This window comes from Mameliella sp. MMSF_3455 (genome assembly GCF_030733205.1).
Lineage (GTDB): Bacteria > Pseudomonadota > Alphaproteobacteria > Rhodobacterales > Rhodobacteraceae > Antarctobacter.
In genome coordinates, this window is the sequence record NZ_JASHJL010000012.1 from 83,840 (window position 1) to 105,800 (window position 21,961).

20 protein-coding genes are annotated in these 21,961 nt (G+C 65.6%); 9 read left to right on the forward strand and 11 right to left on the reverse strand.

Going from position 1 to position 21,961, the window contains the following annotated elements; all coding sequences use genetic code 11:
* Positions 1 to 5: 5 nt before the first annotated feature.
* Positions 6 to 650: a TetR/AcrR family transcriptional regulator gene (locus tag RBB42_RS11155; RefSeq protein WP_305967787.1), complete on the reverse strand. Its 645-nt coding sequence runs from the start codon at positions 648 to 650 to the stop codon at positions 6 to 8.
* A gap of 137 nt (positions 651 to 787) precedes the next feature.
* Here RBB42_RS11155 and RBB42_RS11160 point away from each other — a divergent pair, with 137 nt between their 5' ends.
* The 6 genes from RBB42_RS11160 to RBB42_RS11185 all read left to right on the forward strand — a co-directional run bounded on the left by RBB42_RS11160 (position 788) and on the right by RBB42_RS11185 (position 7,555).
* Positions 788 to 1,621: an FAD binding domain-containing protein gene (locus tag RBB42_RS11160; RefSeq protein ID WP_305967788.1), complete on the forward strand. Its 834-nt coding sequence runs from the start codon at positions 788 to 790 to the stop codon at positions 1,619 to 1,621.
* Positions 1,618 to 2,118: a (2Fe-2S)-binding protein gene (locus RBB42_RS11165; protein ID WP_305967789.1), complete on the forward strand. Its 501-nt coding sequence runs from the start codon at positions 1,618 to 1,620 to the stop codon at positions 2,116 to 2,118. Before RBB42_RS11160 ends, RBB42_RS11165 begins: the two co-directional genes overlap by 4 nt.
* Positions 2,115 to 4,496 (forward strand): xanthine dehydrogenase family protein molybdopterin-binding subunit, encoded by a 2,382-nt coding sequence (locus RBB42_RS11170; RefSeq protein WP_305967790.1) that lies wholly within the window; start codon positions 2,115 to 2,117, stop codon positions 4,494 to 4,496. The genes RBB42_RS11165 and RBB42_RS11170 overlap by 4 nt, the downstream gene beginning before the upstream one ends.
* 42 nt (positions 4,497 to 4,538) lie before the next feature.
* The gene (locus RBB42_RS11175) at positions 4,539 to 5,591 is read left to right on the forward strand and encodes a C4-dicarboxylate TRAP transporter substrate-binding protein (protein WP_305967791.1); all 1,053 of its coding nucleotides are present in this window, start codon (positions 4,539 to 4,541) and stop codon (positions 5,589 to 5,591) included.
* 75 nt (positions 5,592 to 5,666) lie between these two features.
* Positions 5,667 to 6,230 carry a TRAP transporter small permease subunit gene (locus tag RBB42_RS11180; RefSeq protein ID WP_305967792.1) on the forward strand — a complete coding sequence of 188 codons (564 nt, stop codon included), beginning with the start codon at positions 5,667 to 5,669 and terminating at the stop codon, positions 6,228 to 6,230.
* On the forward strand, positions 6,227 to 7,555 hold the full coding sequence (locus RBB42_RS11185) for a TRAP transporter large permease (protein ID WP_305967793.1): 1,329 nt from the start codon (positions 6,227 to 6,229) through the stop codon (positions 7,553 to 7,555). Before RBB42_RS11180 ends, RBB42_RS11185 begins: the two co-directional genes overlap by 4 nt.
* 3 nt (positions 7,556 to 7,558) lie before the next feature.
* Here the strand turns inward: RBB42_RS11185 and RBB42_RS11190 are convergent, their stop codons facing one another.
* From RBB42_RS11190 to RBB42_RS11225, 8 genes are read right to left on the reverse strand one after another with little or no spacing between them, the layout of a single operon-like run.
* Entirely contained in the window at positions 7,559 to 8,059 is a 501-nt protein-coding gene (locus RBB42_RS11190) for a nucleoside deaminase (protein WP_305967794.1), read from the reverse strand.
* Complete coding sequence (locus RBB42_RS11195) at positions 8,052 to 9,014, reverse strand: ABC transporter ATP-binding protein (protein WP_305967795.1); 963 nt, start codon at positions 9,012 to 9,014, stop codon at positions 8,052 to 8,054. The genes RBB42_RS11190 and RBB42_RS11195 overlap by 8 nt, the downstream gene beginning before the upstream one ends.
* Complete coding sequence (locus RBB42_RS11200; protein ID WP_305967796.1) at positions 9,011 to 9,979, reverse strand: ABC transporter ATP-binding protein; 969 nt, start codon at positions 9,977 to 9,979, stop codon at positions 9,011 to 9,013. Before RBB42_RS11200 ends, RBB42_RS11195 begins: the two co-directional genes overlap by 4 nt.
* Positions 9,976 to 11,406, reverse strand: coding sequence for a chlorohydrolase family protein (locus RBB42_RS11205; protein WP_305967797.1), 1,431 nt, complete (start codon positions 11,404 to 11,406; stop codon positions 9,976 to 9,978). Before RBB42_RS11205 ends, RBB42_RS11200 begins: the two co-directional genes overlap by 4 nt.
* Positions 11,403 to 12,578, reverse strand: a complete 1,176-nt coding sequence (locus RBB42_RS11210) for an amidohydrolase family protein (protein WP_305967798.1) — start codon at positions 12,576 to 12,578, stop codon at positions 11,403 to 11,405. The genes RBB42_RS11205 and RBB42_RS11210 overlap by 4 nt, the downstream gene beginning before the upstream one ends.
* A 4-nt stretch (positions 12,579 to 12,582) precedes the next feature.
* Entirely contained in the window at positions 12,583 to 13,560 is a 978-nt protein-coding gene (locus RBB42_RS11215; protein ID WP_305967799.1) for an ABC transporter permease, read from the reverse strand.
* Positions 13,553 to 14,545: an ABC transporter permease gene (locus RBB42_RS11220; protein ID WP_305967800.1), complete on the reverse strand. Its 993-nt coding sequence runs from the start codon at positions 14,543 to 14,545 to the stop codon at positions 13,553 to 13,555. Before RBB42_RS11220 ends, RBB42_RS11215 begins: the two co-directional genes overlap by 8 nt.
* 58 nt (positions 14,546 to 14,603) lie before the next feature.
* Positions 14,604 to 16,178, reverse strand: coding sequence for an ABC transporter substrate-binding protein (locus RBB42_RS11225; protein WP_305967801.1), 1,575 nt, complete (start codon positions 16,176 to 16,178; stop codon positions 14,604 to 14,606).
* A gap of 167 nt (positions 16,179 to 16,345) precedes the next feature.
* On the opposite strand from RBB42_RS11225, the gene RBB42_RS11230 reads away from it, so the two are divergent.
* The 3 genes from RBB42_RS11230 to RBB42_RS11240 all read left to right on the forward strand — a co-directional run bounded on the left by RBB42_RS11230 (position 16,346) and on the right by RBB42_RS11240 (position 18,007).
* A complete protein-coding gene (locus tag RBB42_RS11230; protein WP_305967802.1) occupies positions 16,346 to 17,032 on the forward strand; it encodes a GntR family transcriptional regulator in 687 nt (228 codons plus the stop codon).
* The gene (locus RBB42_RS11235; protein WP_305967803.1) at positions 17,029 to 17,691 is read left to right on the forward strand and encodes a flavin reductase family protein; all 663 of its coding nucleotides are present in this window, start codon (positions 17,029 to 17,031) and stop codon (positions 17,689 to 17,691) included. Before RBB42_RS11230 ends, RBB42_RS11235 begins: the two co-directional genes overlap by 4 nt.
* A gap of 148 nt (positions 17,692 to 17,839) precedes the next feature.
* Positions 17,840 to 18,007, forward strand: coding sequence for a hypothetical protein (locus RBB42_RS11240; RefSeq protein WP_305967804.1), 168 nt, complete (start codon positions 17,840 to 17,842; stop codon positions 18,005 to 18,007).
* A gap of 36 nt (positions 18,008 to 18,043) precedes the next feature.
* On the opposite strand, the gene RBB42_RS11245 is transcribed toward RBB42_RS11240, so the two are convergent.
* Together RBB42_RS11245 and RBB42_RS11250 are read right to left on the reverse strand one after the other, a co-directional pair.
* On the reverse strand, positions 18,044 to 20,401 hold the full coding sequence (locus tag RBB42_RS11245) for a YbcC family protein (RefSeq protein WP_305967805.1): 2,358 nt from the start codon (positions 20,399 to 20,401) through the stop codon (positions 18,044 to 18,046).
* A complete protein-coding gene (locus RBB42_RS11250) occupies positions 20,398 to 21,957 on the reverse strand; it encodes a proton-conducting transporter transmembrane domain-containing protein (RefSeq protein WP_305967806.1) in 1,560 nt (519 codons plus the stop codon). The genes RBB42_RS11245 and RBB42_RS11250 overlap by 4 nt, the downstream gene beginning before the upstream one ends.
* Positions 21,958 to 21,961 lie beyond the last annotated feature (4 nt).

Consider the following 21,961-nt stretch of genomic DNA (forward strand, 5'->3'; position numbering starts at 1 on the left):
GGTTCTCAGTCCTCCGGCCCGATCCCGAAATACAGCAGGTACTTGTCGATGGACTGGGCGATCACGGTTTCCGGGTCGTCGGGTCCGGGCATGCCGTAGATATGCGTCCGGATGCCAATGTAGACGATTCCGCCGTGCAGGTTCCAGATGTCCTCCATCGTCGGCCGGGTCTCGCCCCGCGCCAGGGCCTCTGTTTCGGCCAGCACGGGGCGGAGAATCACGTCGCCTAGGTGCATCAGGTAGCGGCGGTTCAGTACCGCGCCCGCCAGCCCCGAGGACATGAAGATCCGCATCCAGTCGCGTTCGAAGATCAGCCCGCTGTACTCGGTGTAGAAGGCAAGCAGTCGGGCCCGCAGGGGGACGGTGCGATCTGTCAACCGGTCGGGCCAGTCCGGTGACAGGCGATCCAGGTAGACCTTTTCGTAGACCGCTTCCAAGAGTTCGTCCTTGGTCGCGAAGTAATTGAAAAGAAGGGATTGCGTGACGCCCAGGCGCTTGGCCAGTTGCCGCGTGTTGCCCTCTAGCCCGACCTCGGCAAAAAAGCGCACCGCCTCGTTCACGATTTGCTCGCGCCGCTCTTTCGGGGGCAGGCGCCGGCGCGCCGTTCCGCTCTCGGATTCTGCGTTTTCGCTTTCCAACCGACCATCCATCGTTTTGCCTCTGTGACCCCGTTTAGCAGTTTTTACTTGATCTGTTCATCTTTTTATAGATCATGCGATCAACAATAGTGAGCAGATGCTCAATTGCGTCAGGGAGAGGCGCAAGGACAAGAGGGGAGGAGATCGCCATGAAGGCATCGGCGGGCGGATATGCCCGGGCCAGGGACGTGCGGCACGCGCTTGACCTGCTGGCCGCGTCCGACGGCATGGGCCGCATCCTGGCGGGTGGGCAAAGTCTTGTGGCCGCGATGAACATGCGGCTGTCCGAGGGGGACATGCTGGTCGATATCTCGCGGATCAGCGGGCTGAGCGGGGTGGCCGACGAGGGCGCCGTGCTTCGCATCGGCGCACTGACGCGTCACGCGGACATTGGGGCCGATCCGTTGATCCGGGCGCATGTTCCCCTGTTGACCGCCGCTGTCGATCACATCGCCCATGCGGCCATCCGCAACCGGGGCACCATTGGCGGGGCACTGGCCCATGCCGATCCTTCCGCCGAATTTCCCGCCTGTATCCTTGCGCTGGGCGCCACGCTGCACGCCGAGGGGCCGGACGGGACGCGGCAGATCGCGGCGGAGGATTTCTTTCAGGACGTGTTCACGACGGCCCTGGCCGAGGAGGAGATCCTGACCGGCATCACCATACCCAAGGCGGAAAAGGGGGAGGTGCAGCTTCTCGAAGAGGTCGCGCGCCGTTGCGGAGACTACGCGCTGGCGGGAATGTGCCTGGTAAAACGGTCAGCAGGGCACAGGTTGGTGGTGTTTTCGGTCGGTCCGGCGCCCCTGCTGGCAACGGATGCGATGGCCGCACTGGATGCGGGCGACATGGACGGGGCGGTTACGGCCCTGAAGGACGCGCTTGCCCCGCCTTCGGACACGCAGGCCAGCGCGGCCTATCGCAAACATCTTGCCGGGGTCCTGCTGCGCAGGGCCGTGGCCCGGATCCGGGAGAAGCAGGCATGACGGCAGTCTTTTTGGACAAGGTGGACATCGCGCTGACCGTGAACGGAGAGCCGGTCGAGGGACGCGTTCCGGCGGGTCAGCACCTGGTGGATTTCCTGCGGCAGGCGCTTGGCCTGACCGGGGCGCATGCCTCATGTGAACACGGCGTCTGTGGCGCCTGCACCCTGCGTGTCGATGGCCAGGCCGTGCGCGGCTGCCTCATGCTGGCCGCCCAGGCGGATGGGGCCGAAGTCTGGACGGTCGAGGGGCTGACCGAACAGGGCAGCAGCCGTGATCTGCAACAGGCTTTCGTGGCGCGAAACGCCCTGCAATGCGGGTTTTGCACACCGGGCATGATCGTCGCGGCCGAGGATTTGTTGGCGCAGGGCGGAGTCCCCACGCGCGTCGAAATCCGTGAACACCTGTCGGGCAACTACTGCCGGTGCACCGGCTACGAGGCCATCGTGGACGCGGTCGAGGACGTGGCGCGGGCGCGCGCCGGAAAGGGGACGGCATGACCATCGCATTCGGAAATCCCGACCGGCCCAATTCGTACATAGGCAAGACGGTGCCGCGTCCCAACGCGGAGAAACTGGTGCAAGGGCGCGGGCGCTATGTCGACGACATCACCCTGCCGCGCATGGTGCATGTGGCCTTTGTCCGGGCGCCGCTGGCCCATGCCCGGATCATCGGCATCGACACCGAGGCGGCGAAGGCCTTCAAGGGGGTGCTGCGGGTCTTTACCGGCGCCGACCTGGCCGAGGTCTGCACCCCTTGGGTGGGGGTCCTGGCGCATCTCAAGGGGTTGAAATCCCCGCCGCAACACGCGTTGGCCGTGGAGCGCGCCTGCTGGGTCGGAGAGCCGGTGGTGGCCGTCGTCGCCACGACACGTGCCGCTGCCGAAGAGGCTGCCACGCTGGTCGAGGTCGATTACGATCCGTTGCCGGCCGTGACCGATACGATGACCGCACTTGATGCGGACACGCCGGTCATCCACCCCGACCTGGGCGACAACCTGGCGTTTCGCCGCCTCCACGAGGAAGGCGACGTGGACGCCGCCATGGCGACCGCGCACAAGGTCGTCTCGGCCCGGTTTCGCACCGCGCGCCACACCGGCGTCACGCTGGAGCCGCGGTCGATCCTTGTCGACTGGAACCCGGCCGAAGGGCAGATGACCGCATGGCACGCCACGCAGGCGCCGCACATGATGCAGACCGTGCTGGCCACGCACCTGGACATTCCCGAAAGCCGCGTGCGCGTGATCTGCGGCGACGTCGGAGGCTCCTACGGGATCAAGGTGCACGTCTATCCCGACGAGGTGGCGACCGCAGCGATCGCAAGGGTCATGGCGCGCCCGGTGAAGTTCATCGCCGACCGGCTGGAAAGTTTCACCTCTGACATCCATGCCCGCGACCATGAGATCGAGGCCAAGATCGCCGTTGCCGAAGATGGCAAGATCCTGGCCATCGACGTGGACGACTGGACCGGGATCGGTCCCTATTCGGTCTATCCGCGCACCTCCGCCATCGAGGGCAACCAGGTGGTGAACCTCTGCGGCGGGCCCTATGATTTCGCGAACTACCGCGCGCAGACCACGGTGGTCTTCCAGAACAAGGCGCCGACCTGCCAGTATCGCGCAGTGGGTCATCCCATCGCCGCGGCGATCACCGAGGGACTGGTGGACATGGCGGCCGCCGCCATCGGCATGGACCCTGTCGAGATCCGGCGTCGCAACATGTATGCCGACGATGCCTATCCGGTCACGTCGCCCGCCAAGATGCGGTTCGAGGGGCTGTCGCACCACGCCTCCATGGACAAGCTCATGGAGATGATTGATTACGATGCCCTTCGTGCCGACCAGGAAGAGGCGCGCAAACAAGGGAAGCATCGCGGCATCGGCATCGCCAGTTTCATCGAGCTGACCAACCCGTCGCCCTTCATGTACGGCATTGGCGGGGCGCGGATCTCGGCCCAGGACGGCTGTACGGTGCGGATGGATCCGGACGGCTCGGTCGTGGCGCTGTCCGGTGTGACAGAGCAGGGGCAGGGCACCGAGGCGATGCTGAGCCAGGTGGTGGCCGAGGGCGTCGGCGTGACCCCGGACAAGGTGCGCATCATCACCGGCGACACGCAGGTGACCCCCTACGGCGGGGGTACCTGGGCCTCCCGCGGGGCGGGCATCGGCGGCGAGGCGGCGCTGCAGGCGGCGCGCGCGCTGCGAGGGTCGATCCTCGAGGTCGCGGCGTCGATGCTGCAGTCTGATGCGGCCAAGCTGGACATCCGCGCGGGCCAAGTGGTCGATGCCGACAGCGGCGAAGCGCGCATGCCGCTCGAGGAACTGGGCCGCATCGTCTATTTCCGGGGCGACACCCTGCCCAAGGGTCTGCCCCGCGAACTGGTTCAGACCCGGCACTTCATCACCATGGATTATCCCTTTGCCTTCACCAACGGCGTGCAGGCCAGCTATCTTGAGGTGGATACCGACACCGGCGTCGTCACCCTGCTGAAACACTGGTGCGTCGAGGATTGCGGACGCGTCATCAACCCGCAGCTTGTGGATGAACAGATCCGGGGCGGCATCGTCCAGGGGCTGGGCGGCGCGCTCTACGAGGAGATCCACTATGACGAGGACGGCCAGCTTCTGAACGGGTCGATGGCGGATTACCTGGTTCCGATGGCGGGCGAGATGCCGGACATGCAGATTGGCCACGTCGAGACCCCCACCGGCGAAAGCGAACTGGGCGCCAAGGGGGCCGGAGAGGCCGGCACCGCCGGGGCTCCGGCCGCCGTCATGAATGCCATCAACGACGCCCTGCGCCCGTTCGGCGCGCAGGTGACCGAAATGCCCTTCACGCCGGAACGCGTCCTGCGTGCCCTGGGCAAGATCGACGACTGAACTAGCAGGCGCAGGAGGCGCCTCGACCAAGGGAGGAAACACATGAAGATCACCGCAATGGCAGCTGCCACCGCGATCCTGATGGGTGGCACGGCCTATGCCCAGCAGACGATCACCGTCAACATCGGCTCGTCGCACCCGGAGGCCAACATTTGGGTCTACGCGATGAAGAACACCTTTCAGCCAGAGGTGAACCGCATCCTGGCCGAGGGCGGCAACGAATACACCGTGAACTGGGTCGAGAGCTACGCGGGCACGCTCTACAAGTTCACCGACACGCGCGAGGCTGTCATGGACGGCATCGTCGACGTGGGCATGGTGGGCACGGTCTGGGAAGGCGCCAACATGCCCCTGCAGAACGTGACCTATTTCACGCCCTTCGCCACCGAAGATCACCGCATGATCATCGAGATCTTCGACGACCTGTCCGAGAACCTGCCCGAGCTGAAAGACAGCTGGGCGCAGAACGGCATGGTGCACCTGTCGTCTCTGATCACCGACAGCTACGATATCTACGCCACCTTCCCGGTCTCCTCGATGGACGACCTGCAGAACCGCAAGCTGAACGCGCCGGGGACCTCGGCCAACTGGCTGCGCGAAACCGGAGCGACGCCGGTGGATGGCGCCCTGACCACCTATTACACCAACATCCAGACCGGCGTGACCGAAGGCACCCTGTCCTTTGCCTCCGGCATCCTGCCGACCCGTGTCTACGAGGTCGCCCCGGAGCTGACCCGTGTCGGCATCGGTTCGATGTATTTCGGCGGGATCGCGGCCAACAAGGACTTTTACGAGGGGCTGCCCGCGCCTGTGCAAGAGGCCTTCCGCGAGGCAGCACAGGCGACCTCGATCGCGCATGGCGACTATGTCGCCGACCTCGCAGCGCGCGCCCTGGACGAGATGCAGGAAGCGGGGCTGACCATCCACCAGCTGCCCGATGCCGAAAAGGCCAAGTGGGTCGACGGCCTGCCCAACATTGTCGAACCCTGGCTGGAACAGACCGGCGAGGCGGGCAAGACCGTGCTCAAGGCCTATTTCGCGGCCCTCCGCGAGCGCGGGGCAACCCCCTTGCGGGACTGGGACGAAGGTCTCTGATCGGAACGTGACGGCACGGCACCCGCCCGGCAGTCTGGCGCCGGGCGGGTGCGTTCTTGAAAGCAGGATCGGGGCATGAGCGAAGACAACACGGCCGAGTTCGACGACGGGTTTGTCCCGTCCTTTTCCGAGGCGCCCCTGGGCGCGGCGCTGGGCGGTGTCGCGGCGGCCATGTCCGCGGTCGGCACGGCCGCCATTGGCGCGCTGATGCTGCTGATCGTGGCCGATGTGCTTGGGCGCAACTTCATGAACATGCCGATCACCGGCGTGTCCGAGATCGCGGCGCGGTCCGTGGTGGCCATCGTCTTTCTTCAGGTGCCCGCCGCCATCCTGCAAAGACGCCTGACGCGGGCCGATTTCCTGGTGCGACGGATCGAGCGTGCCTCGCCGACGGCGGTGTCCCTGCTCGAAGCGGTATTTTGCATTGCCGGGGCGGTGGTCTTTGCGCTGGTGCTATGGGCTTCGTGGCCGAAATTCATCCAGAGCTGGCACAGCGCAGAGTTCTTTGGCGTACAGGGTGTCTGGACCATCCCGACATGGCCTTTCCGCGCAATCACCGTGCTGGGGGCCTTTACCGCCGTTCTTGCTGCGCTTTATCGCGCGGTTGCCGAACTGCGCCGCATGGGGGGCACGACATGACAACGCTTGCTTTCGGTTTCGTCCTGATCGGCGTACTTGTCCTGCTGGTCCTCCTGGGAATGCAGATCGCCTATGCGCTGTTCGGCGTGGCCTTTGTCGGGATCTGGCTGATCCGCGACAACATCGGCCTGGCGTTCCGGATGCTGGAGCTGACCGCCTATTCCGGCATCGCCGATTACCTCTTTGCCACGATCCCGCTGTTTGTCCTGATGGGGTTGCTGGTCAGCGTGTCCAACGTCGGGCGCGATACCTTCGAGGTGGCAGAAGAGTTGCTGCGACGCATGGTCTGCGGCCTGGGCGTCGCCACCGTTGCCGCCAACACGATCTTTGCCGCCGTGACCGGCGTGTCCATCGCCTCGGCCGCGGTCTTTACCCGCGTCGCCGTGCCGGAGATGACGCGTCACGGCTATCGCCCGGCCTTTTCGGCGGGCACCGTGGCGGGGTCCTCGGTGCTGGGCATGCTGATCCCGCCCAGCCTGCTGCTGATCATCTACGGCGTGCTGGCCGAGGTTTCCATCGGCGGCATGTTCATCGCGGGGATCATCCCGGGCCTGATGCTGGCGGGCGGTTTTGTCGCCATGCTGATCGGCATCACCATGCTGTTCCCGCGCTTTGTCCTGGAAGACCCGGACAGCGTCCGGGCACGTCGTCTGGACAGCGAGTTCACGCCGATGCCGCTGGACCGGATGCTGCTCAAGCTGATCCCCATCGTCCTTCTGGTGATCCTTGTCCTGGGCGGACTCTATACCGGGTATTTCACCCCGACCGAGGCCGGTGGCGTCGGTGCCTTCGGGGCGCTGGTGGTGGCCCTGTCGCGGCGCAGCCTGGATCGGCACAAGCTGTGGCAGGTGATGAAGCAGACCGGGGTGATCTCGGTCTCGATCCTGCTGCTTCTGGTGGCGGCCTCCTTCTATTCGCGGATGCTGGCCATCGCGGGTCTGCCGAACGCGATTGCCGGGTTGGTCACCGAGTCCGGTTTCGGGCCGATGGGCTTCCTGTTCTTCTATGCCCTGATCATCCTGCTGATGGGCATGATCCTCGACAGCACCTCGATCCTGCTGATCATGGTGCCGATCGCGGCGCCCATCGCGCAGGGACTTGGGATCGATCTGATGCACTTCGGGATCGTGACGGTCATCGCGGTCGAGATCGGGCTGCTGACGCCACCGTTCGGCATATCGGTCTTTACGGTGCACAACACGCTGAACAATCCGGCGGTCTCTGTCGAACAGATATTCGGCGCCACGCTGCCCTTCATCGCGGTGATGCTGCTGGTGCTGGTGATCGTGGCGTTCTTTCCGGCGACCGTGACCCTGTTTCTCTAGGCGTCACGCGCCTGGTTCGCCCACCTTGGCGGCCCAGCGTTCCAGGATATCGGTGGCCTCGTCCGCCGCGTGCTGGGCGCTGGGCATGTCGCGTTCTGGCGCGGGCAGGCCGCATTGGGCCAGCATGTGATCGACGTCGATGGGAAAGCGGGCGTGTTCCGGCAGTTGTCCCAGCGCCTGCCCGGCCTGCGCCATGTCGGCGGCATAGTAAAGCTCGCTTACCCCGGCGATCAGCATGGCGGCCACGCACAGCGGGCAGGGTTCGCAACTGGTGTAAAGTGCGGTTCCGCGCAGATCGACGGTGCCGAGGTTGCGGGCGGCATCGCGGATGGCCTCCGTCTCTCCGTGGCTCGTCGGGTCGTGGTTCATCACCGAACGATTGATGCCTTCGCCGATGATCTTGCCGTCCTTGACCACTACGGCGCCAAAAGGTTCGGTTCCGGGGGTCGTCAGGGCCTCGGCGGAAATCTCCAGCGCGCGGCGCATGAATGCGGGATCATACATCGGTCTTTCCTTCTGCGGCGGCAAAGCAGGCGACCCGTCGGTCGTGCACGTCCGGGGTGCGTTTCGGAAGTTCACGCTTGCAGCGGTCAAAGGCCAGGGGACAGCGCGGATGGAAGGTGCAGCCCGACGGCGGCGACACGGGCGAGGGGACTTCTCCTCCCATCGGCGCGCGGTCGCGTTTCGGGGCCTCCAGATCCGGAATCGTGTCCAGCAACATCCGCGTGTAGGGGTGCAGCGGGTTCGCGAAGAGGTCCGCGGTCGGCTGGATTTCGGCAATCCGGCCGAGGTACATGACCGCGATCACGTCGGCCATGTGGCGCACGACGCTGAGATCGTGGCTGATGAAGAGATAGGTCAGCCCCATGTCGCGCTGCAGTCGTTTCATCAGGTTCAGCACCTGCGCCTGGACCGACACGTCCAGCGCGGATGTCGGCTCGTCGCAGACCAGGAACTCGGGCTCTCCCGCCAGTGCCCGCGCGATCGAGATCCGCTGCCTCTGGCCGCCCGAGAACTCATGCGGGTACTTGGCCGCATCGGCGGGCGACAGGCCGACGGTCTTCAACAATTCTCCCACCCGGGCCTCAGCCTGCACGTCGGTGGTTTCGGGAAACAGGGTGCGCAGGGGTTCGGCCACGATACGCCCCACCCGCCAGCGCGGATTGAGCGAGGCAAAGGGATCCTGAAAGATCATCTGCATCTTGGTCGGATCGCCGTTGAACCGGATCTTGCCGTCCGAAGGCGCGTGCAAACCGGTGACCAGCTTGGCGATCGTGGACTTGCCGCAGCCGCTCTCGCCAACCAGCGCCAGTGTCTGGCCTGGCAGGATGTCGAAATCGACCCCGTCCACGGCGCGCAGGGTGCGGCGCGGTTTGCCTTCCAGCAGCCGGTTCAGCCAGGGGGCGGAGACGTCAAAGCGCCGTTCCAGTGCGTCGACTTCGAGAATGGGGCGGGTCATGCGGTTGCTCCTTCCAGGGCCAGCCAGCAGGCGGCGCCTTCGCCGTGGATGCGCGGGATGTCCCGGCTGCATTTCGGTCCCGCCTGTGCGCAGCGCGGGTTGAAGGCGCATCCGGGGGGAATGCTGTTCAGGCGCGGCATGGCGCCGGGGATCATCTGAAGCTCGGTCTCGTCCCGGCGCAGAGAGGGGATCGAGCCCATGAGCCCGACGGTGTAGGGGTGTTGCGGTCTGCGGACCACGTTCTCGACCGTGCCAAGTTCGGCCAGCCGTCCGGCATACATCACCGCCACGCGATCGGCGGTTTCGGCGATGACGCCCATGTCGTGCGTCACCAGCATCACGGCCGTGCCGCGTTCCCGGCAGAGCCGTTTCAACAGCGCCGTGATCTGGGCCTGGATCGACACGTCAAGCGCGGTTGTCGGCTCGTCGGCGATGATCAGTTCGGGTTCCGCGCACAGGGCCAGGGCGATGACGATCCGCTGGCGCATCCCGCCGGAGAACTGGTGCGGGTAGTTGTCGATGCGTTCCTCGACGGCTGGAATGCCGACTTCTTGCATCAGTTCGATGGCGCGCGCGCGGGCTTGCGCGCGGGTCATCGGCGTGTGCAGGCGGATCGTCTCGACCAGCTGGTCCCCGACCTTGAACAAGGGGTTGAGCGATGTCAGCGGGTCCTGGAAGATTGCCCCGATCCGGCGCCCGCGCACGGCCTGAAGCTGTTGTTCGGTCAGGGTGTCGATACGGTCGCCGGACAACAGGATCTTGCCGGCAGCGATCCGGCCCGGCGGTTCCAGAAGGCCCAGGATGGCCATGCCGGTCATCGACTTGCCCGCGCCGGATTCTCCGACGACGCCCAGGATTTCCCCGCGGCCGATGGTCAGGGAAATATCGTCGACCGCAGTCAGCGTGCCGTGTCGGGTCGGGAATTCGACGCGCAGGCCCTGCACGTCCAGAACGGGTTGGGTCATCGTGCCCTCCGGTAGCTGGGGGTGAAAATCTTGGCCACGGGCGGGTGGCTCACCGTGCGGTCGGGGTACTTGGCGATCAGGCCGTCGAACTGTGCCTGCGCCCGCGCGGTTTCCGCCACCGCGTCGAACCCCGGGATCTCGCCATCGGCCATGACCCGGCGCCCGTCGATCCAGACGTCGCGCACGTCCCGCCCCGAGCTTGATGTCATCAGGGTCTGGATCGGGTCCGGCGTCTGCAAGGTGCCGCGCAGGTCGATCACGGTTATGTCGGCGCAGGCTCCGGGCGCCAGCCGGCCAATGTCGTCCCGGCCAAGCGCCTGCGCGCCGCCAAGCGTTGCCGCGTCGAACATCGCCTCGGACCGGATCGCGTCCATGCCCTCGGCCATCCGGGCGGTCATCATGCCCAGTTGCATGTTGAGGATCATGTCCGGCGGCCATGTGTCGGTGCCCAGCCCGATGTTGATGCCCCTGTCGCGGCATTTCGGAAAGGACCGGAGCAGGCCCCCATGTCGCGCGGCGACAAGCGGGCAATGCACCAGTGTCGCCCCGTAGTCCGCCATCAGGTCAAAGTCGCGCTCGGTCGCCTGTGTGCCATGCGGCAGCAGCCAGTTCGGCCCGATGGCGCCGATACGATCCAGCCAGTCGATGGGCGAAGTCCCGTGCTGTTCCTGTACCAGCCTGATCTCGGTCGGCGATTGGCAGGAATGCAGGCGCACGGGTGCGCCCAGTTCCGCAGCTATCGCATGGGTGCGTTGCAGCAGGGTTTCGGTGCAGGTCTCGATCCGGTCGGGGGCGAACATTGCGCGGATACGCCCGCCCGCGATACCGTCGATCCGCCGCGCATAGTCTGCCGCCTCGGCCAGGTTCCGCAGGCCACGCGCCTCGTCATAGGTCGCGCGGATGGCGCCGGCCTCGTCGGTGACCTGCCCGCCGGTCCGGTAGGCCGGGCCAAGGTAGGCGCGCAACCCCAGATCCTCGGCGGCGGCCGCGGCGGCTTCGAATTCCGCCACCGTTTCTCCCCACGCGCGGTAGAACAATGAAGCGATGGGCAGGGCCGTGGTGATCCCGTTGCGGATCAACTGGGCAAAGGCAAAGCGTTTCTGAAAGGCCAGTTCCCCGGGCGAGTACATCTCGTAGGGGCCCGCATCGACATAGCTTTGCGGCCAGACCCGGCCTTTTTTCCACGCCGGGCCGTTGTCGTAGCCCAGGATCGTCGTGTCGAGATCGGACAGCGCGTCGAGGTCGATGAACCCGGGCGACAGGATCGCCTCGCCATAGTCGATGTGCGTCTCTGCTTCGCCGTCGAAGCCGCTGCCGACATGCAGGACGCGCGTGCCCTCGATCACGACACAGCCGTTCTCGAAGACCACATGGGCGCCGTCCCGGTGCCCGACGACCCACCGTGCGGAAAGACAGGTCCGGCTCACGGGGCTGCCACCACGCAGGCACCGTCCCGTGCCGTCACGGCGCCGGCCTTGAGCACCAGCTTGCGGGGTGCGCGCAGGGCGACCGCCTCGGCCAGTGTCTCGCCCTCGACCAGGAGGGCGTCGGCGCGGTCGCCGATGCCAAGGCCATAGCCCTTGGTTTCCATGATCGCGGCACCGCCAAAGGTACAGATGTCCAGCGCAAGCTCGACCTCGTCATCCCGGCGCAGGTTGTTGCGCTGGCCGATGAACATGGCGCGTTCCAGCATGTCCGCATTACCGTAAGGGCCCCAGGTGTCGCGGATGCCGTCCGAGCCAGACCCGGTCAGGATGCCCGCCGCCTTCAGTTCCTTGACCGCCGGAACCGGGGCCGAGGCGGGGGCCGTGGTGATGATGTGGATGCGGTTTTCCGCCAGTTGTGCCTGCAGGTCGGCCACATAGGCGCGGTCCATCATGCCCAGGCAAAAGGCATGGCTGATCGTGACCTTGCCCTGCATCCCGTGCGCCCTGGTCCGGCTGATGATCTCTTCCATCGAGAAACCGCCCAGGGCGTCGCGTTCGTGCAGGTGGATATCGACCGGCTTGCCGTGTTTTTCCGCAAGCATGAACACGGCATCGAGGTGACCCTTTGGGTCGCGTTCGATCCCGCAGGGGTCGATCCCGCCGACGATATCGGCCCCCAGGGCCAGCGCTTCGTCCATCATCTCGACCGTGCCGGGCCGCGGCATCATCGAGGACTGCGGAAAGGCGACGATCTCGATGTCGACGATGTCCTTCAGCTTGTCGCGGGTTTCCATGACGCCTTCGATGCCGGCCAGTCCGTGATGGGTGTCGACGTCGACGTGGCTGCGGATCTGTGTCGTGCCGTGGCTGACGGACAGGATCGCCTGCCGCTCTGACTGGACCTGCGGATCAAGCCCCAGCGAGGCCTTCACCTCGCGCTCGTTGGTGATCTTGTCGATCAGGCGCGGGCCGACCTCGTTGCGATACCAGGGCATCCCCAGCAGGGACTTGTCCAGGTGGGTATGCGCCTCGACCAGGCCCGGGATCAGGATGCGCCCGCCGCAGTCGATGGTTTCGGCGCCATCGGGGGCGGTTTCGACGAAAACGCCATCGGCGATGTGCAGGTCCGTTGCGGGGCCACCCATCGGGCGGCAGTTCTTGAGCGTCTTCATGGGGTCATCTCAGTTTGGGGTTGAGGGCATCGCGCAGCCAGTCGCCGATCATGTTGACGGACAGCACGATCAGGCAAAGCTGGACGGCGGGGAACACGACGATCCACCACAGGCCGGAAAACAGGTATTGGTTGCCGATCCGGATGAGCGTGCCGAGGCTGGGTTGATCCGGCGGCATTCCCACGCCGAGAAAGGACAGCGTCGCCTCCGACAGGATCGCCAGGCCAAAGTTCAGCGTGGCCGCGACCAGGATCGGGGTCAGGCAATTGGGCAGGATGTGGTGCAGCATGATCCGCCAGGGTTTCACCCTGATCAGCCGCGCGGCCTGCACGTATTCCTTCTTGCGCTCGACCATTGCGCTGGCGCGGACGGTCCGCGCGTACTGGACCCAGCTTGGCACGGCGATGGCAAGGATCAGGATCGGTGCGGCCAGCACATCCTTCAGCCCCGTCGGCAAGGAGGCGGTGGCGACCGCGGTGATCAGGATGGCGATCAGGATGAAGGGCATCGACAGCAGCACATCACCCAGACGCATGATCACGTTGTCGACCCAGCCACCGAAATAGCCTGCGATCAGCCCTAGGCTCAGGCCAACGGACAGCGCCGCGATGACCGAGGCAAAACCGATAATCAGCGAAATCCGCGAGCCGTAAAGGATTGCCGAGAGGATGTCGCGCCCCTGCGTGTCGGTGCCAAGGATATAGGGCCATTGGCCGGCCTCGTTCCAGATCGGCGGGATCTCGGAGTTCCAGAGTTCCAGCGCGGCCAGGTCATAAGGGTCCTGCGGTGTGATCCATGGGGCAAAGAGCGCGGTCAGCGCCACCAGCGCCAGCAGGCAGGCGGCAAAAACCGCGCTGGGGTGGGTGCGGAAGGAATACCACAGGTCGCTGTCGCGGATCGCTGCCAGGCTCGCCCTGCGGGCGGGTTGGGGGGCTGTGTCAGTCTCTGTGTCGGTCTCGGTGGTCATGGACAGGTTAGCCATTGGCCCCTCCGGCTTTGGCGGCGTCGTCGCGCAGGCGCGGATCGACCCAGGCATATGTCACGTCCACAACCGTGTTGAGGACGACGAAGATGAAGGAAACGAGCATTAGGTAGGCGGCCATCACCGGGATATCGACGAAGGTCACCGCCTGGATGAAGAGCAGACCCATGCCTGGCCATTGAAAGACCGTCTCGGTGACGAGGGCAAAGGCGATCAGATTGCCGATCTGCATGCCCGTCAGGGTGATGACCGGCATCAGGCAGTTGCGCAGCGCATGCACCCAGTTGACCCGTCCGACCGGCACCCCGCGGGCACGGGCGAACTTGACGTAATCGGTTCGCAGGGTTTCCAGCATCTCGGCCCGGACCAGCCGCATGACAAGGGTGATCTGGAAGGTCGACAATGAAATCGCCGGCAGCACCAAGGCCGCCCGGCCCGAAGGCGTCAACAGACCTGTGGACCACCATCCGATGTCCACCGTCTCTCCCCGTCCGAAGGCGGGCAGCCAGCCCAGCGAGACGGAAAAGGCGAGGATCAGCATGATGCCCACCACGAAGGAGGGCAGCGACACCCCGACGATGGACCCAAGTTGCAGGGCGTTGGCCAGTGGCGAGTTTCGGTGCACGGCGGTGATGACACCCAGCGGGATGCCCACGACCAGGGAAATGATCGTGGCCACAAGGACCAGTTCGAAGGTTGCGGGAAACCGCTCTCCGATCAGGACCATCACGTCCTGCTGGTTGCGGTAGGAGATGCCGAAATCCCCCTGGACCGCGTTGGTCACAAAGCGCGTGTACTGCGTGACGAACCCGTCGTTCAGGCCAAGGCGTTCACGCAGTTCCGCGCGGTCGGCCTGTGTCGCCTGTTCGTTGACCATCATCTCGACCGGGTCGCCGAAAAACCGGAAGATGATGAAGGCCAGCAGGGCCACCGCCAGCATGACGAAGGCGGCGTTGGCCGTGCGCTTGATAAGGAAGGCGAGCATGGGATCTCCGGTCTTGTGGGAAGCTGCGGGGAGACCCCCCGCAGCCCGTCCTGTCGGATCAGTCTTCGGCGACGCGGGCGAACCAGAGCCGCGGCTTGTTGTCGGGGAACAGGGGCATCTCGGCCACGTCCTCGGTCACGGCCCAGGCCATCGGCTGCTGGTGCAGCGGGATCATGATCATCTCGTCCTTGACGATGCCAAGGGCCTCGGTTTCCAGCGACAGGCGCTTGTCGAGGTCCAGTTCCATGCCGGCCTGCTGGATCAGCCCGTCAAGCTCGGGGTAGGACCAGCCGCCCCAGTTGAACACGCCGGAGTTGCCTTCCTTGGAGTGGAAGATCTGCAGCAGCGGCGAATAGGCGTCCAGCATCGGCAGGGTGGCCCAGCCTAGGGTGTAGATGTCGGTCTTGCCCTGGGTGCGCTTGGGCGTCTGAACCGCGCGCGGTGCCACGTCCAGCTTGGGCGCCAGCCCGATGCGCGACCACATCGACGCGATGGCCTGGCAGAACTGTTCCTCGTTCACCAGCCCGTCGGACAGGCAGTTGAATTCAAAGGTCAGCCCCTCGGGCACGCCCGCCTCGGCCAGCAGTTTCTTCGAGGCGTCCGGATCGTATCCCGGCACCGTATCCAGTTTCTCGGCGTATCCGGGGATCGGCGGGGCGACGGTTGCGCCCGCGATCCGGGACTTGCCACGCATCACGCGCTGGTGGATCAGGTCCAGGTCGATGGCCTTGTACAGCGCCTCGCGCACGGCCTTGTCCTTGAACGGGTTGGGTTCACCGGTTGTCAGGGTGTCGCGGAAGGGAAAGCCGATCATCACGGTGCGCAGGTCGACGCCTTCCAGCACGTTCACGTTCGGGGCCGCTTCGAGGCGCGGAAGATCCTGCACCGGCGCGTCATTGGTAAAGTTGATCTCGCCCGAAAGCAGGGCGGCCACGCGGGTCGCGGCCGATGTCACCGGCGTCAGCTCGATCCGGTCGAGATTGTGCCGGGGGTCGTCCCACCAGTCGGGATTGACGACAAAGACGGTCTTGGCGTCCGGCTGGCGGCTTTCGACGATGAAGGGTCCGGTGCCGTTCGCATTGTAGGTGGCATAGCCCTCCTTGCCCGAACCGATATCGGTCGGCAGCAGCGAGTCGTTCGCCTCCATCCATTCCTTGTCGAAAATATGGATGTTCGTCAGGTCGTTGAGCAGCAGGGGATAGGTGCCGTTCAGGGTAATGTCGACGGTGTGGGCATCCACCACGGCGGACGAGACATAGGCCGGCAGGTTGCCCTTGAGCGGCGAAGTCTCGTGGCTCACCCGTTCCAGCGAGGCGACGACGTCATCGGCGGTAAAGGGCGCGCCGTCGTGAAATGTCACGTCTTCGCGCAGCTTGAAGCGCCATGTCACCTGGTCGTCGAGGATCTCCCAGGATTCGGCCAGCGCAGGCTCGATCTTGAGGTCGGCATCATAGCGCACGAGCCCCTCGTAGACGTGGTTCAGCACGTTGATCGTGAAGCTGTCGCCATAGGAGTAGGGGTCGAGCGAGCCGATGTCGCGATTGGCGCCCCATTTCAGGACATTCTCGGCCTGCACACCGCCCGCGAGAGAAGCAAGTGCCGCAGAAGCAAGCAGGAGTTTTCTGATCGTCATATCGTCTGGTCCCTGTTGTTGGATTGTACTTGGGAATCGGTAGGATTGGATACGATATACTCTTGATGCGGGATTGATTCTATTTTGGCAAGCTAATTGTATCCAATTGACGCAGCTGAGTGGATACGCTATCCCAAGTGCACAAAGAACAGACAAGAAGACGAGTCATGAGTGACCAGACCACCCTGACGGATGCCGTTCACACGCTTCTCAAGCGGGCGATCATCGAACAGGCCCTGAAGCCAGGGATGCGCCTGCCCGAGGATACGGTGGGCGAACAGTTCGGCGTGTCGCGCACGATCGTGCGTCACGCTCTGGTGCGGTTGCAGAACGAGGGGCTGGTGGTCGCGCGACGCAATCGCGGGGCCTTTGTCGCCGAACCTTCGCTGGAAGAGGCCAAGCAGATCTTCGAGGTGCGCCGCGCGCTGGAGCGCGAGGTGATCCGGATCCTGGTCGAGCGGCTGCCGGAAAGCGGCTTTGACCAGCTGGAGGCGCACGTCCGCAGCGAGCAGAGCGTCAAGGGCAAGGACGGCCCGGTGTCGATTCGCCTCGCCGGCGAATTCCATACGCTTCTGGCGGAACTGACCGGCAATGCGGTTCTGTCCCGTTACGTGTCAGAGGTGGTGCTGCGCTGCTCCCTGATCATGGCGATGTACGCCCGGACCCATTCGTCAGACTGTGCCGTGGACGAGCACTCGCAGATCATCGAGGCGATCCGGACTGCAGACATGGACAGGGCAATGACCCTGATGGATCACCACCTTGGCGCGGTTGCCGGTCGGGCCGAGCTGGAAAAACAACCGGACAGCGTCTCTTCGATCCTGTCTCACTATGGCAAGGAACTCGGACAGTGACCGACACGCGGATACACCACGCGCTGAAATTTGCGGATCTCACGCCGCGCGAGGCCTACAAGGTCATGATCGGGACCATCGTGCCGCGCCCCATTGCCTGGGTGACGACGATCTCGCCCCAGGGCGTGGTGAACGCGGCGCCCTATTCCTTCTTCAACTGCCTGTCGGCCGATCCGCCGATCCTGGCGCTGGGCGTCGAGAACAAGCCCGACCGCAGTTTCAAAGACACCGCCTACAACATCCGCATGACCGAGTGTTTCACCGTCAACATCGTCGATCGCGCCAATGTCGAGGCGATGTCCGTTACAGCGGCGGGCTTTGCGCCAGAGGTGGATGAACTGGAGATGGCGGGCCTGACGGCGGCCCCGGGCGAGATGGTCGCCTGTCCGCGGATCAAGGAGGCGCCCGTCGCCTTCGAATGCCGCCGCTACCTTGGGATCGAGATCAGCTCGGCGCGCGAGATCATTCTTGGCCAGATCGTCATGGCGCATGTGCGCGAGGATATCATCGACCTCGACACCTACTATTCGACCCATACGGCGCTGGATGCGCTGGGCCGCATGGGCGGCGATGGGTATGCCGGGACGCTGGATTATTTCGACCTTCCCACCCCCTCGGCCGCGGGGGTCCTGTCCGCACGCAAGGCGCGGCGGGCCTGATCACGCCAGGCCCGATGGTCTGCTTCTCCCGACGCTTCTGGCTGGAATGGACGGGTTGCGGTGCCCCGGGGCCTGTGCGCGCCCGTTCCCGATTTCATGACCCTGTTCAAGGCACCCATGAGGTCATCCGCGGGACGTGGCAGGCCGCATGATCATCCTCGTCATCCAGAGTGTCCCAAATGTCCGGGCGCTGTTCGACATCAGCCAAGACGGGCGGCCCGCCGAGGCGCCGAAAAAATGGCTTGAATCGCCCTCATCGGCGCATGCGGTCCGGTGTGGTTTTCGCGATGGCTCGGACGCGAAAAGTCGACTGTGATCACCGCGCGGACGGCCCGCGCGGTGATCTGCAGCGTCACGCAGCAATGGCAACGGACGGCAAGGACGATGCGCCCGTAACCCAGGTTCCGCCGTCGTAGCGCCGGAAGACGCCTGTCTTGCCGTCGATGCTGACAAGGGTCAGCCAGCCGTTGTCGAACAGTGCGCGGACATCCGGTAGCCGGTGCAGGACCTGCTGGATCATGGCTTCGGGGGCTTCGACTGCTACGACCAGCCGGCTGGGCACATGACGCAGAGTCGTCCCGTCGTGTACCGATTGCCAGGGCAGCCCGACGCGCAATGTGCCGCCATTGCCCTCGAGCACGCCGATGCCTCCAACCACGTTGTGCAACAGCTTGTTGCCCGCGCCGAATGTCTCTGGCGAAACCGCCGAGCCGTTGTATTGCAGCGCGATCCAGCTTGCGACCACCACGGGTGCGCTCAGGATCAGTTCAAGCGTCGCGGCCTCGGAATCTTGCCGCCAGTCGTAGTCATGCAGGAAGGTGGACCCGTCCAGATCCCGTCCGGCGGTGCGTGTGCGTGGGGCAGCCACGAAGGCCTTACATCCGGCCAACCCCCATTCCGGCCGCAGTTCCGACCAGTCATGCCCACGCATGGCAAGTGTTTCGGCCTCACCCCGAGGCAGCGTGGCCGCCCGCTCTGCCCGCGCCAGGGCGGCGGCGCGCGACAGGAACGATCTCAAACGGTCCAGGTCCTCTCCGGTGGCGGCGGGCTGCCCGTCTTGGAACAGGCGAACCTCGTCGGACACCGTGTCGTGCAGCCCGGCGACGAACCGGGTGTCCTCGGGGATTTCGATCCCCCGGTCCTGCAGGCCCGCGCGGACAGCGGCATCGTTGAGCAGCGAGGTCACCAGCCGGGCGTTCACGTCCCCCGCGTGACCGCCACAGGCACCACATTGCAGCGCGCTTGCATGGGGCGCATTGGTGACGGTGGCGCCATGTCCGCAAATCAGCACCAGCCGCGCAAATCCCGACGTCAGCGACATGGCCCTGAGCGTTTTTTCGGCCATGTCGATGCGTGCCGGCAGCGGCAGGTCAAGATGCGGGGCCGTATCAGCCTTGGGCAATGCCCGGCGGCCAAGGCTGTCCCGCAGCAACTTGCCGACATAGAGCGGGCCTGCCGCTTCGACGAAGGCAAAGGCCGAAACCGCGGCGCGCTTGAACCGGCCCCAGGCCCGGACGGCCCGCAAACGGATGCGGGGGCCGGTGTCGTCGCCGCTGGTCGCACTTGTGACGCCGGGCGACAGCAGGATCGGAGACCGGGCCTCGGCAATGTCCGAGGCATGGGCGTGATGCCTGACGGCAAGGCCAAAGAAGCCCGCAAAGCCGATGGTCCGCAGCCCCGGGTCAGATGCCTCCAGCGCCCTGCGCAGGCGTTCGGAGCGCACGTCGATACAAAAGGCCGCCTGGATCGCGGGCCGGGCATCGGGCTCTGCCCGGGTTGGCCCCGAAAACGTGTCGCCAAGACGCCGTTCCGCGGCCCGGTCCACGGCCTCTTGCAGGGCTGCCTCCAGGGTGGTGCCCTCGTCGATGGCAAGAGGGCGCCCATAGTCCTGCAGTGCCTGGTCCCAGGCCGCCGCCCGTGTTTCGGCGGCCTGCTCAAGCAAGGCAACCTCCCAAACCAGGCGGATCGTCAGAAGATCGAACAGCGTTTCGTCCCGCCCGCCGTCGCGCTCTGCCATCCAGCCAAGATGACGCGCATATTGTGCCCATCCCCCAAGCGTTACCAGCAGCCTGTGGAAATAGACGGGGGCGGCGTCCTGCGTCAGCCCCAGGGCCATGCAGGCGTCGGCAAAGGCCGCGCGCGCATCCGTGGGCATCGCTGCAACGCGCGCGGCAAAGCCCGACAACCCGGCCAGTTCTGAGGTCAGGTCCCGGCTGGCGAAAGTCCGCCAGGACGTCCATGCCCTGCCCTCGGGCGCAGGCCAGAAGGCTTGGCCGCGATCGAAATGTGCCGCGGCCCAAAGCCCGATCCGATCCTCGACAAAGGCGGGCCAGTCGATGCCGCTGTCGTCCTGTGCCAGGTCCGTCAACGCGGGCAGCACGGCGGTCTTCGACGCCGTCTGCCGTGCCGCTTTTGCCAGGGTGCCGGGTGCCATCCCATGAGCCGCCTCTGCGGTCCGCAGATCCTCTGCCTTGACCTCTCCTGCGTCGATCATCGCGGCCACCGTCTCTCTGGGCAGGAACATGCGACCACCACCGACGCGGGCCAGCCTTGCGGCGGCGGCCCTGCGGTCCTCCTTGGCCTGTCCCAGCCAGGGGTTTACGGCCACGGTGGCATCGAGGGGAAAGGCGGGGGGAATTTGCCGGATTGCGCTTTCTGCGGCGGCAAAGAGTTCGAGTGTCTGGCCGGGCCAGGTGACATGGGCGTTCATTGGGTTGCTCCGGACTTGGGCGTCCAGCGGCCGGACAGCCGGTCGGACACCGCGTTGAGGTAAAGGCCGTTCATCAGGTGCACGCGCAATCCCGCCGTGGCCGGATGCCCGGCCCAGAGCGGAAAGGTCGTCTGCGCCACGGCGGCCAGCGCAAAGCTCGCCAAGGCCAGAACGATCGTCGCCCAGACCAGACCGTCAGGGGCGGGCGGGGCAGGCAGGGTGCCGGCAGAGAGCCAGATCGCGCCCTGTTGCAGCGCAAAATAGGCGATGGTCGCGCTGACCGACATTGCGGCGGTCCGCCAGGCCAGGGCGCGGGGGGCCAGGTCGGCCAGGCCCTGGGCCATCAGGTAGACCACGCCAAAGATCAGCATCGCGCCAAGTGCCACGGTCTGCGGCGGTTTCGACAATATCCCGAAGGCCAGCCCGACCACGAGGTAGAGACAAAGTGCGAGGCCAAATGCCCTTGCAACGGCGCCAAGACCGGGCACGGCGACCGGGCCGGGGCGGCGGATCGAGGCAACCTCGCGCACGGCGCCGCCCGAGGCCAGGAAGGCGTGGGCCTTGTACAGCGAGTGCGCCACGATGTGCAGCAGTGCCAGGGGAAAGAGCGCAAGCCCGCATTGCAGCACCATGAACCCCATCTGCGCACAGGTGGACCAGGCCAGCGCTGTCTTGACGGCGGGTTGGGTCAGGGCAACGGCGGCCCCGATCACTGCGCTGAAGCCGCCGACAAGGGCCAGGAAGGCCAGCATCCCGGGTGCCGCCAGCATCACGTCGGCAAAGCGGATCAAGAGGAACCCGCCCGCATTGACGACCCCCGCATGCAGCAGGGCCGAAACGGGCGTCGGCGCTTCCATGACCTCTGTCAGCCAGCCATGTGTCGGCAGCAACGCGGATTTCAGGATGGTCGCGGCGGCCAGGAACAGAGCGGCCAGCCAGAGCGGACCGGACCCCTCACCAGCCCGCGCGGCGGCGTTGATCGTCGCAATGTCCGATGTGCCAAAGCTGACCACGATCAGGGCGGCCGCCGCTATCAGTGCGGCGCTGGACACAAGCCCGCTGGTCGCTTTCTTGCGGGCGGCGCGCCGGGCGCGTGGGCGGTCCGGGTAGAACAGCAACAGGCGGTGCAGCGTGATCCCGACCGCGACCCAGCCGACGACCAGTTGCACGACGTTGCCCGCGCCGACCAGCAGCAGGACACAGGCGATGGTCGCGGCCATCCAGCCCATGAAGGCGGGTTGCCGCGCCTCGCCGTCCAGCGCCACGCGCGAAAAACGCAGGACGATCCAGCCGACGAAGGCAACGGTCAGTGTCATCGCCACGCTGACGATATCGACCCGTGCCGACAGGCCCACACCCTCGACACCGACGAGAGGAGTTGTGCCGGGACCCGACAGCGCAAGGTCAACTGCCGCCGCTACAGCCAGCGCGAGGCTTGCCAGCGCGGCGATCTCCGGCAGGCGCAGGCGCCAATGGGCGCGGGCAGGCGGCATAACAGCCATCGCAACCGCGGCGGCGGCCAGCGCAAGTGGAGAGAAAAGAAGCAGGTAGCTCATCGTG